Genomic DNA, 12,183 nt, shown 5'->3' on the forward strand with positions numbered 1-12,183 from the left:
TATTTTACTTACTTTTGCATGAGTTTTAAAAAATAACTTCCCACTCATGGATAAAAAAATATTTTCTCTTTTATTTTCTACCAGGTTAATGGCGTTCTTATTTCTAGCTTTTGCTTTAGCAATGGCAATTGGAACATTTGTTGAAGATGCTTATAATACAGATACTGCTCGTATCTGGATTTATAATGCCTGGTGGTTTGAAACCATTATGGTTTTATTTCTGCTTAATTTCCTTGGTAATATTAAAAGATACCAGCTATATAAAAAAGAAAAATGGTCTACTTTAATATTGCATCTTGCGTTCATTTTTATATTGATAGGGGCATTTATAACTCGTTATATCAGTTATGAAGGAATGATGCCAATCAGAGTAGGGGCAACAGAAAATCAGGTTTTTTCAGATAAGACCTATCTGACTGTTTTTGTTGATGGAGATTATAAAGGAGAATTAAAACGTAAATCTTACGAAAAACATTTATTATTATCTGCAGCTACTAAAAATGATTTTTCTATAAAAGATAAGTTCAGCGATACACCGTTTGAAGTTCAATATGATAATTTCATAATGGGAGCAACAGAATATATTAAGGAAGATCCAAATGGTATATTCTATTTTAAAATGGTAGAAGCGGGAGAAGGAAATCGTCATGAACATTTTTTAAAAGAAGGAGAAGTACAAAGTATCCATAATATGTTATATGCGTTTAATAAGCCTACGGAAGGTGCTATCAATATCACTAAAATTGGAGATGCTTATACTATTCAAACCCCTTTTGAAGGTAATTTTATGCGTATGGCAGACCAGTTTAAAGGAAGTGTTGCCAAAGATTCTGTACAGCCTTTAATATTGCGTTCACTTTATGATTTGGGAGGCGCTCAATTTGTTTTTCCAGAGCCTGCGGTTAAAGGAATTGTGGATTTTAAATCAAATAACGATTATAAAGATAAACAAACAGATGATGCTTTACAGGTAACAATAAAAGTAGGTAATGAACAAAAATTAGTTTCTTTATTAGGTGCAAAAGGTAAAATGGGACAACCGCAAGTCTATAAAGTGGGTGGTTTAGAATTCACACTGTTTTATGGAAGTAAGGTATATATATTACCTTTTGATATTAAACTGAATAAGTTTATTGCAGCAAAATATCCGGGAACGGAGAAAAGTTATTCTTCTTTTGAGAGTCAGGTAACCGTTGAAGATAAAGAAGAAGGAAACTTTGATGCGAGAATTTATATGAATAATATTTTAGACCACAGAGGGTATCGTTTCTTTCAGGCTTCTTTCGATCCGGATGAGAAGGGAACCGTGTTGTCCGTAAATCATGATTTCTGGGGAACCTGGATCACTTATATCGGTTATACTCTTTTATATCTGTCTATGCTAGTTATTTTGTTTGATAAAAATACCCGTTTTGGAGATCTGAAAGCAAAACTGAATAAAGTAAAAGAGAAAAAAGCGAAATTAATGACTATTTTGGTCTTATTGTTCGGATTTAGTGGTTTTGCACAAGATAATCATACAGCACATCAACTGCCTACAGAGAAACAACTGGATTCTATTATTACAAGTCTTTCTGTATCTAATAATCATGCGGCTCAGTTTGGAAGAATGATTATTCAGGATGATCGCGGAAGAATGAAACCGGTTAATACTTTTTCTTCGGAATTATTGAGAAAAGTAAGCCATGAGGATCATTATAAAGGACTGAATTCCGATCAGGTCTTTTTATCAATGACACAATTTCCTCAGGTATGGTATAATGTACCTTTGATTTATCTGAAAAGAGGAAATGACAGTATCAGAAAAATACTGAATCTGGAGAGTAAAGCAAAATATGCTCCTTTAGTAAGTTTCTTTGATGATAGAGGTAACTATAAATTGACAAAACAACTGGAGAATGCTTATAAGGAAGCAGTTCCGAACCAGTTTCAGAAAGATTTCATCGAAGCAGATCAGAAAGTAAATTTATTATACTCTGCTTTGAGTGGTAGAATATTAAAAATATTTCCGATTCCTTATGATGAGAATAATAAATGGGTTTCTTATTTAGAACTGAATGAAGCACCTATAAAAGGGATTGACTCACTGTATGTTAAAAATATTTTACCGATGTATGTTTCTTCTTTGAATGAAGCAAGAAAAACGAATGGTTATAAAACAGCAGATGAACTTTTAGGAAGCATTAGTAAATTCCAGATAAAGTACGGAGCAGAGGTACGACCTACTGAGAACAAAATAAAATCAGAAATACTGTATAACAAATATGATGTTTTTAAGAATCTGTATAAACTGTATCTTTTAGGAGGTATATTCATGTTTATCTTCACTATTCTGAGAATATTCAATGATAAGAATAAAGTACTAAAAATTACCATAAAAGTATGTCATGTAATTATAGGTGTTCTGTTTGTATTGCATACTTTAGGTCTGATTGTGCGTTGGTATATTTCAGGTCACGCACCATGGAGCGATGCTTATGAATCTATTATTTATGTGGGTTGGGCTACTATGCTGTTTGGACTTATTTTTGGAAGAAAATCACATCTTACTGTTGCTTCTACAGCCTTTGTAGCTGCAATTATTCTGTGGGTAGCACATCTGAACTGGATGGATCCGGCAATCGGAAATCTTGTGCCTGTACTGGATTCTTATTGGTTAATGATCCACGTTTCAGTAATTGTAGCAAGTTATGGACCGTTTACTTTAGGAATGATATTAGGTGTTGTTTCATTATTGTTAATGATCTTTACAACAAAAGAGAATAAAACAAGAATGGATCTGAATATTCAGGAGATTACTTATATTAATGAAATGGCATTAACTGTTGGTCTCGTTATGCTTACGATTGGTAACTTTTTAGGAGGACAATGGGCTAATGAAAGCTGGGGACGTTACTGGGGATGGGATCCAAAAGAGACCTGGGCACTGATTAGTATAATGATTTATGCTTTTGTAATTCATATGCGTCTTGTACCCGCTCTGAGAGGAAGATGGTTTTTTAATCTAATTAGTATTGTTGCTTTTTCAAGTATTGTGATGACTTATTTTGGAGTGAATTTTTATCTGACTGGTTTACATTCCTATGCAAGTGGCGATAAAGTAGTAACACCAAGTTTTGTATATTATTCGTTACTTTTTGTAGCCATATTAGGAGCGTTCTCTTATTATAAATATAAGAAGTACTATAAGAAATAAATTATTAGTTTTCAGTATACAATTAACAATTGATAGTTGATAGTTTTGGATGTCGAATACTTAATACTGAGAACTGTATACAGGAAGCTGTATACAGTATACTGGAAATTGAGTACTGAGAATTGGAAACTGATTTTTTTTTAATTAATTTTATATATTCAATTACAGACCTAAATACAATATATTTATGAAAAAAGTAGTAATTGGAGCTTGTGCTTTGATGATTTTAATAAGTTGTCAGAATCAGGCTCAGATCAAAAAAGATGTTGCAGTAACCAATGAAAAATCAATTCCTATGAGTAAACAAAATATCTATCAATTCAAAGTAAAAGACCTTTATGGAGAGGTTTTTGATTTTGCTTCATTAAAAGGAAAGAAAATTATGATTGTTAATACCGCTTCAAAGTGTGGTTTAACACCACAATATAAAGATTTACAGGCTTTATATGATTTGTATAAGAACAGTAATTTTGTTATTGTAGGGTTTCCGGCAAATAACTTTATGTCACAAGAACCTGGAACCAATGAAGATATAGCAGCTTTCTGCGAGCAGAATTATGGAGTAACATTTCCTATGATGAGTAAGATCTCAGTAAAAGGAGATGATATGGATCCGATATATCAGTTTTTGACCGAAAAGGTAAAAAATGGATTTAAGGATTCAGAAGTGGAGTGGAATTTCCAGAAGTATCTGTTAGATGAAAATGGAAAATTAGTAAAAGTAATCAGCCCGAAAACATTACCAGCGGATGCTGAGATTGTGAATTGGATTAAAAGTTGATTTTAAAATAGAATTGAATATACAAACCATCTTTTTAAAGATGGTTTGTATATTAGATACAGGAGTTTAATTTTTTTATTATTTATAAAGCATTGGCGTTATTTAGACAGAAAGTGAATAATGAACCATTTTTTGCTCCGTTATGTTCAATTTTTAACTCTGTAAACCATTCTCCCCCCACAGTAATATTTCCCCCCACCACAATCGTGCTTCTCTGGAAACTTAATATATTATCAGTTATACTGATTTTGTCTTGGCAAGAACTATTGCTTTTTAGTTGAATGGGTTGATTTCCTTTTGTCGTAAAGGTAAACACTTCCCCATTCTCTGCACCTCTAAAAGCAATTCCTATATTAGTTACAGGATGGGAAAAAGTAATAGTAAGAATGCTGGGTTTATTACTACGTCCTAACCATAAACTGTTATCTATTGTAGTCACATTACAGCTAAAAACTTTTTCAGTACGAGCAGTTACATTTGTAGAAGTATAAGTAACGGTCACTTCTTCTCCGTTTATTATATGTTTACCTTTTAATGTATCATAGTTTAATTGATTATTTTGATCACAAGTAAGATTAGTTATATCCGGTGCTTCAATTTCTGTATAATGCTGTACAGTAATAATAAACTCACAGTTTACCCCTGCTATACTCAAAGGAAATTTAGCTTCACCTTTGGCAGAAGGAGTTCCTGAAATAAAAAATATCAGATCTCCTGAACCCTTGTCAAGAGAACCCGGAATAAGAGTAGCTATCAATCCGCTTACACCCTCAGATTGAATAGTAGCTCCTTCATGCGCCAGAATCTCTCCTATATTAAAATAAGGAATGGAAACTATTGTTCCGGTAGAGATTGGGTAATTAACAATAATATTCTTATTCAGAACAGCTGAATTGCATTCCAGATTTAAAGGATTAGGAATAGATCCTCCTAATAAACATTTGCTCCACTCTGTACCATTAAAATATTTAATACACTTCTCTTTCAGGTCATAAACAATAGTTCCTTGTTTTATAGGTTTTCCTGTAGGATTTTCGGTATTCTCCGCCTGATCAACCTGAGGAAGAACTAAACCCCATTTATTATCAGGATAAGAGATGTCCAGAGCACCTTCAGGAATATGTGTGCCGATACTGGTCTGAGAAAAAACAGTAGTAAAAACAAATGGACTTAATAACTCCAAAAACATCTTTTTCATCTTAAAATTTATTTTTTTGAATTAATAGGGGTAAACTTACTACGATTAGGTTTTTTTATTAACAAAATACTAGTAAAATTAAATTTAATTCATTAAATGTGATAATTTGTATATAAAATAAAGACAAATTGTTATAGATAGTTTTTTTTGAAGCAGAGATGTTCTAGTAATAGGCTTGTTTTTAATTTTTTAAGTGTAGTTTTTTACGTTCCAAAGTCTGCATGACTTTGCCGGAAGAAATAAGGGGAAAGAATAAAAAAAACCACAAGTTTAGAACTTGTGGTTTAAAATATATTAATTATATTTTTTAGTATTTATAAAGTATTGGCGTTATTAAAACAGAAAGCGAATATAGCACCTAATTCTTTTCCGTTATGTTCAATTTTTAACACTGTAAACGATGTTCCGCCTACATTAATATCTCCTCCTACGAAGTTCCCCGGGAAGCTCATTTTATTACCATTTACGCTGATTCTGTCAGCGCAAGTACTATCAACTCCTAGTTTAATTGGTTTCGTTCCATTTGTCGTAAAGGTAAACACTTCGCCAGGTTGTGCAGATATAAAAGCGATTCCTACATTGGTTACAGCACGGGAAAAGGTAATGGTGATACTGCTGGGCGCATTATTATGCCCTAAATGGAAACCTTTATTTGGTGCCAGAAACGTACTACAAGAATTTCCTGAATTTGTATAATTTTTTACATTTGAAGTAGTATAAGTAACCATCACTTCTTCTCCGTTTATTATATGTTTACCATTTAGTGTGGCAGAGTTTAATTGATTATTTATGTCACAAGTAAGAGTAGGGGTAGGATTAGGATTAGTTGTTGTAGTACCCTTTACAATAATACTAAATTCACAATTTATTCCTGCTATACTCAAAGAAAATTTAGCTTCACCTTTGGCAGAAGGAGCTCCGATAATAAAAAGGACTAAATTACCTGAACCCTTATTAAAAGAATTAGAAACGGGAAAAGCTATCAATCCGGTTACACCCTCTGATTTAAGTTCGATAGACCCCCCATTATACGCCAGAATCTCTCCGTTATTAAAATAAGGAATGGAAACTGTTGTTCCGGTAGGGACTGGGGTGTTAACAATAATATCCTTATTCAGAACAGCTGCATCGCATTCCAGGCTAATAGGATTAGGAATAATCACTGTATCCTCCTTTACGGTAATAACAAACTCACAATGTACTCCTGCTATACTCAAAGGAAATTTAGCCTCACCTTTAGCAGAAGGAGTTCCTGAAATAAAAAATACCAGATTGCCTGAATCCTTTTCAAAAGAACCCGGAAAAAGAATAGCATTCAATCCGGTTATACCTTCAGATTGAATAGTCAACTTTTCGTAAGCAAGAATCTCTCCTTTATTTAAATAAGGAATAATAACTACTGTTCCATTAGGAATTGGGGAATTTGTAATAATATCATTATTTAGAATAGCAGAACTGCATTCCAGGCTAATAGGATTAGGAATAATCACTGTATCCTCCTTTACGGTAATAACAAACTCACAATGTACTCCTGCTATACTCAAAGGAAATTTAGCCTCACCTTTAGCAGAAGGAGTTCCTGAAATAAAAAATACCAGATTGCCTGAATCCTTTTCAAAAGAACCCGGAAAAAGAATAGCATTCAATCCGGTTATACCTTCAGATTGAATAGTCAACTTTTCATAAGCGAGAACATCTCCTTTATTTAAATAAGGAATTATAACTACTGTTCCGTCAGGGACTGGAGAGTTAGTAATAATATCGTTATTTACAATAGCAGAACTGCATTTTAGGTTTAAAGGATTAGAAATAAATTCTTCTAACATGCACCCGCTCCACTTAGAGCCGTTAAAATATTTAATACATTTTTCTTCTAGATCATAAATTATAGTTCCTTCTTTTACAAGTTTCTTTGTAGGGTTCTTGGTATTCTCTGCCTGATCAATCTGAGGAAGAACTAAGCCCCATTTATTATTAGGATAAGAGACGTCCAGAGCACCTTCAGGTATATGTGTGCCGATGCTGGTCTGAGAAAAAACAATAGTAAAAAATAATAGACTTAATAGTACGGAAAACAACTTTTTCATTTTAATTTATCTAACTTTTAGAATTTGAGAGTACGAACATAATAGATATAATTGATTAAAAGGTTGAAAAGAGGGGGCAAAAGGAGTCATAAATTATAAGAAAGAAATATTAGGTTTTTTTATAAACAAAAAACAAAATATTAGTTAAAATTAAATATATTAAATTTGATTTCTGGCATGTAAAATCAAGACAATCATCTAAATAGTAGAAAAAATAAAAAACAGTTGAAAAAAACCACCAAAAAAAAGAATTAATATATCCGGAAAAAGAGCAAAAAACCACAGGTTCTAAATCTATCTATGGTTTAAAATATATAAATTAAAATTTTTATTATTTATATAGTACTGGTGCTATTAAAACAGAAAGCGAATATAGCACCTAATTCTTTTCCATTATGTTCAATTTTTAACACTGTAAACGATGTTCCGCCTACATTAATATCTCCTCCTACGAAGTTCCCCGGGAAGCTTATTTTATTACCATTTATGCTGATTCTGTCAGCGCAAGTACTATCAACTCCTAGTTTAATTGGTTTCGTTCCATTTGTTGTAAAGGTAAACACTTCGCCAGGTTGTGCAGATATAAAAGCGACTCCTACATTGGTTACAGGACGGGAAAAGGTAATGGTAATGCTGCTGGGCGTATTATTATACCCTAAATGGAAACCTTTATTTGGTGCCAGACGCGTATTACAAGAAGTTCCTGAATTCGCATAATTTTTTACATTTGAAGTAGTATAAGTAACCATCACTTCTTCTCCGTTTATTATATGTTTACCATTTAGTGTGGCAGAGTTTAATTGATTATTCATATCACAAGCAAGAATAGGATTAGTTGTTGTATTATTCTTTACAGTAATAATAAACTCACAATTTATTCCTGCTATATTCAAAGAAAATTTGGCTTCACCTTTAGCGGAAGCAGTTCCGAAAATAAAAAACACTAAATTACCTGAACCTTTATTAAAAAAATTCGAAATAGGAGCAGCCATCAATCCGGTTACACCCTCTGATTCAAGAGTGATAGACCCATCATACTCCAGAATCTCTCCTTTATTAAAATAAGGAATGGAAACTGTTGTTCCGGTAGCGATTGGGGAATTAGCAATAATATCTTTATTCAGAACAGCTGAACTACATTCCAGATTTATAGGATTAAGAATAGATTCTCCTAATAAGCATCCGCTCCATTTTAAGCCATTATAATATTTAATACACTTCTCTTTCAGATCATAAACAACAGTTCCTTGTTTTATAGGCTTCCCTGTAGGATTTTCGGTATTCTCTGCTTGATTAATCTGAGGAAGAACTAAGCCCCATTTATTATCAGGATAAGAGATGTCCAGAGCACCTTCGGGAGTATGTGTGCCGATACTGGTCTGAGAAAAAACAGTACTAAAAAGAGATAAACTTAATAACCCTAAAAATATTTTTTTCATCTTAAATTTAATTTTTTGAATTAATAGGGGTAAACTTACTATAATTAAGGTTTTTTATTAACAATATACTAGTAAAAGGTAAATTTAATTCATTGAATTTTATATTCTGTATATTAAATAAATACATTTTATTATGAATGATTTTATTTTTTTGGACAGAGATATATTTATTTTTAACCTATTAAAGGTAGTTTTTTACTTTCCAAAGTCTGCATAACTTTATCTTTTGTAGGTCAGACAATGATTTGGTTATCTATAAATTGAATAATCTGATGGTGTCAGTTAATTTATCCATAATTTCGGTTTAACTTTGTTTGTCTTTTAGATTCTGAAAGCACACAAATTAAAATAAGTATTCAAAACCAACTTTAAAAGTATAATGATTTATCCTAAAATACCTTTGGCACAAAGTATAATTCAGATTTGTTTAGCTAAAGGAATCACTGATATTGTGATCTCTCCGGGTTCACGAAATGCACCATTAACCATAGGCTTTGTAAGCGATCCTAGTTTTAAATGTTACAGTATAGCAGACGAACGGTGTGCTGCTTTTTTTGCAATGGGAATTGCACAGCAGATTCACAGACCGGTAGTGGTTGTCTGTACTTCCGGTTCTGCATTATTGAATTATTATCCGGCTGTTGCAGAAGCTTTTTACAGTCAGATTCCGTTAATTGTCATTTCAGCAGATCGACCTGTTGAAAAAATAGATATTGGCGATGGACAAACGATCCGTCAGCAGAATGTATATCTGAATCACTCTCTGTATAATGCAAATCTGAAAAATGATATTGTATTTGAAAAAGAAAATGATATTAGAATAAATGAAGCAATTAATACGGCTCTTTCACAGAAAGGACCGGTACATATTAACGCTCCTTTTGAGGAGCCTTTATATGAAACGGTTTCTGAATTAGCAGTTCATCCGTCTGTTATTCCTTTTCAGGAAGAAGAAAAGACAGTTACTGTTTCAGATTTATCTCCTTTTGCAGAAAGCTGGAATAAAGCAACTAAAAAATTGATCTTGGTGGGTGTGAATGAACCGGATCAGATTGATAGGGAAATAATCAATCAACTGGTACAGGATCCTTCTGTTGTAGTAATGACAGAAATAACTTCTAATTTACATCACTCTTCTTTTTTAAATAGTATTGATACTATTATAACGCCATTTACATCACAGGATTTTGAAGCTTTTCAGCCGGAAATTCTGGTTACTTTTGGAGGAATGGTTGTTTCTAAAAGAATTAAGGCTTTTTTACGTAATTATAAACCGCAGCAGCACTGGCATATTGATATGCTGAGAGCTTATGATACCTATCAGTGTCTGAGCAAACATTTTGTAGTTACTCCTCAGTTATTTTTCAAAACCTTTTTGCCTCTGACTATTTTTGTAAAAAGTGATTATAAACTCAATTTAGAAGTGATCAACAAAGTCAGAAGGGAAAAACATAATCAGTATCTTGCTTCTGTTCCTTTTTCTGACTTTAAGGTGTTTGAAAAGATTCTTCCGGGTTTACCAAAGGGTAGTCAGCTTCAGTTAAGTAACAGTTCTACGATACGATATGCGCAGTTGTTTGATATTGATCCTTCAGTTGAGGTGTTTTGCAATCGAGGTACGAGTGGTATAGATGGAAGTTCTTCTACCGCAGTGGGGGCTGCCACAGTTAATGGAAAACAAACGATTCTGATTACCGGAGATATTAGTTTTTTCTATGACAGTAATGCTTTATGGAATAGTTATATTCCTGAAAATTTTAGGATCATACTGATTAATAATGGAGGAGGAGGTATTTTCAGGATTCTTCCCGGACATAAGGAAAGTCCTGTTTTTAATACTTATTTTGAAACGTCTCACCATCTTACAGCAGAACATCTGGCAAAAATGTTTGGGTTTAGCTATTATACAGCTCAGAATGAAGAAGAGATTAAATCAACCTTAGATATTTTTTATAAAGAAGAGCAACAGCCTGCTATTTTTGAAATTTTTACACCAACTAAAATTAACAATGATATTCTCATTAATTACTTTAAGAATCTGTCTTAATTTATTAGTCAAATTGTTCGCATATTGTATTTATTTTCCGTACATTTGGTAGAAGTATAAATCTTATTTACAAAATAAAAATTTAAAACTATGAGCAAAAGAGACGAATTAATTGTAAAGTATGCCGCAGATCTTAAGGATAAGTGTGGTGTAACTCCGAACATGGATCTGTTGACAAAAGTAACAGTTGGATGCGGACCATCTATTTATAATGCAGATTCTTCTACAGTTGCAGGAACTGACCAGAAAGAGTTAGACACTGTTAAAAATAACTTCTTAATTAAAAAATTAGGATTAGCTAACAGTCCGGAATTAGATAAAGCAATTGATGCGGTACTTGAAAAATACGGTCGTTCTAATAAAAATAAATATAGAGTGGTAGTATATTATTTATTAACAGTACACTTTAAAAAAGAAGCTGTTTATAATAAATAATTATCATCAAACAATAAGGATAAAAGCACTACAAACTGTAGTGCTTTTTTTATTTAATAGGTTTTTTGATCTTACAGCCTGAAACTTTGTAACTTTGCATCTTTGAAAATAAATAAGAAAGATGATTGAAATAGGGAAATATAATACACTTACCATTTTAAGAGACACTCAAGTAGGACTTTTTTTAGGTAACGGAAATGAAAATGAAGATATTCTTTTGCCGAACAAATATGTTCCGAGAGAATTTGAGATAGGGGATGAACTAACTGTTTTTGTTTATCTGGATCATGAAGAAAGACCTGTTGCAACAACGCTTGAGCCTTATATATTATTAAATGAATTTGCTTTGCTGAGAGTCAATTATGTCAATCAGGTAGGGGCTTTTATGGACTGGGGTCTGGAAAAAGACATTCTGGTACCTTTTAAGGAACAGGCAAGACCCATGGAGAAAGGAAAGCGCTATCTGGTTTATCTGTATATGGATGAAAAGACTAATCGTTTAGTGGCTTCAAGTAAAACGAATCAGTTTTTGAATAATGACCATCTTACAGTCGAAAAATTTGAAGAAGTCGATCTGATCGTTTCTCATATTACTGAAGTGGGTATTAATGTTATTATTAATGAACAACATAAAGGGCTATTATATAAAGATGAGGTTTATGATGATATCCGTACAGGTGATCGTATGCGAGGCATTATTAAGAATATCCGACCGGATAATAAAATAGATGTTTCATTGCAAAAGTTGGGTTATGAAAATATTGAGCCAAATGCAGAAAAGATATTGAATGAATTAAGAGCTAGCAGAGGTTTTTTAAGATTAAATGACAGTAGTCATCCGGAAGATATTAAAACGGTTCTTAAAATGAGCAAAAAGACATTTAAGAAAGCGATCGGATCCCTTTTTAAACAAAAGCTGATTGAAATAAAAGAAGATGGTATTTATCTGGTTAAAGAAAATTAGTTTTTTAGATCAAAGAGTCAAGAAACAAGAAGAAAG

Annotated in this window: 8 protein-coding genes; 5 read left to right on the forward strand and 3 right to left on the reverse strand. The window is 32.5% G+C overall.

The features are described from left to right. The first annotated feature begins 46 nt into the window (after positions 1-46). Both AC4FQX_RS11835 and AC4FQX_RS11840 read left to right on the forward strand, forming a co-directional pair. Positions 47-3,196, forward strand: coding sequence for a cytochrome c biogenesis protein (locus tag AC4FQX_RS11835; protein ID WP_491167913.1), 3,150 nt, complete (start codon positions 47-49; stop codon positions 3,194-3,196). A 187-nt stretch (positions 3,197-3,383) separates the two neighbouring features. Further along, positions 3,384-3,977 carry a glutathione peroxidase gene (locus tag AC4FQX_RS11840; protein WP_491167914.1) on the forward strand — a complete coding sequence of 198 codons (594 nt, stop codon included), beginning with the start codon at positions 3,384-3,386 and terminating at the stop codon, positions 3,975-3,977. A gap of 82 nt (positions 3,978-4,059) precedes the next feature. Here AC4FQX_RS11840 and AC4FQX_RS11845 read toward each other — a convergent pair whose 3' ends face one another. The 3 genes from AC4FQX_RS11845 to AC4FQX_RS11855 form a co-directional block, all read right to left on the reverse strand. Then, entirely contained in the window at positions 4,060-5,175 is a 1,116-nt protein-coding gene (locus AC4FQX_RS11845) for a phage tail-like protein (protein ID WP_491167915.1), read from the reverse strand. Positions 5,176-5,489: 314 nt separating this feature from the next. Then, on the reverse strand, positions 5,490-7,262 hold the full coding sequence (locus AC4FQX_RS11850; protein WP_491167916.1) for a phage tail-like protein: 1,773 nt from the start codon (positions 7,260-7,262) through the stop codon (positions 5,490-5,492). Positions 7,263-7,597: 335 nt separating this feature from the next. Then, positions 7,598-8,701 carry a phage tail-like protein gene (locus AC4FQX_RS11855; protein ID WP_491167917.1) on the reverse strand — a complete coding sequence of 368 codons (1,104 nt, stop codon included), beginning with the start codon at positions 8,699-8,701 and terminating at the stop codon, positions 7,598-7,600. Between the two features lie 379 nt (positions 8,702-9,080). Here AC4FQX_RS11855 and menD point away from each other — a divergent pair, with 379 nt between their 5' ends. The 3 genes from menD (at position 9,081) to AC4FQX_RS11870 (ending at position 12,147) form a co-directional block, all read left to right on the forward strand. Continuing rightward, positions 9,081-10,748 carry a 2-succinyl-5-enolpyruvyl-6-hydroxy-3-cyclohexene-1-carboxylic-acid synthase gene (menD, locus tag AC4FQX_RS11860; protein WP_491167918.1) on the forward strand — a complete coding sequence of 556 codons (1,668 nt, stop codon included), beginning with the start codon at positions 9,081-9,083 and terminating at the stop codon, positions 10,746-10,748. Between the two features lie 90 nt (positions 10,749-10,838). Then, entirely contained in the window at positions 10,839-11,183 is a 345-nt protein-coding gene (locus tag AC4FQX_RS11865; RefSeq protein WP_491167919.1) for a DUF2853 family protein, read from the forward strand. 121 nt (positions 11,184-11,304) lie between these two features. Then, a complete protein-coding gene (locus tag AC4FQX_RS11870; protein ID WP_491167920.1) occupies positions 11,305-12,147 on the forward strand; it encodes a CvfB family protein in 843 nt (280 codons plus the stop codon). Positions 12,148-12,183: the final 36 nt, after the last annotated feature.

This window comes from Flavobacterium sp. AK-301 (assembly GCF_058310215.1).

Coding starts and splice junctions, on each gene's coding strand:
- AC4FQX_RS11835 (WP_491167913.1), top strand. CDS start 47: ATGGATAAAAAAATATTTTCTCTTTTATTTTCTACCAGGTTAATGGCG.
- AC4FQX_RS11840 (WP_491167914.1), top strand. CDS start 3,384: ATGAAAAAAGTAGTAATTGGAGCTTGTGCTTTGATGATTTTAATAAGT.
- AC4FQX_RS11845 (WP_491167915.1), bottom strand. CDS start 5,175: ATGAAAAAGATGTTTTTGGAGTTATTAAGTCCATTTGTTTTTACTACT.
- AC4FQX_RS11850 (WP_491167916.1), bottom strand. CDS start 7,262: ATGAAAAAGTTGTTTTCCGTACTATTAAGTCTATTATTTTTTACTATT.
- AC4FQX_RS11855 (WP_491167917.1), bottom strand. CDS start 8,701: ATGAAAAAAATATTTTTAGGGTTATTAAGTTTATCTCTTTTTAGTACT.
- menD (WP_491167918.1), top strand. CDS start 9,081: ATGATTTATCCTAAAATACCTTTGGCACAAAGTATAATTCAGATTTGT.
- AC4FQX_RS11865 (WP_491167919.1), top strand. CDS start 10,839: ATGAGCAAAAGAGACGAATTAATTGTAAAGTATGCCGCAGATCTTAAG.
- AC4FQX_RS11870 (WP_491167920.1), top strand. CDS start 11,305: ATGATTGAAATAGGGAAATATAATACACTTACCATTTTAAGAGACACT.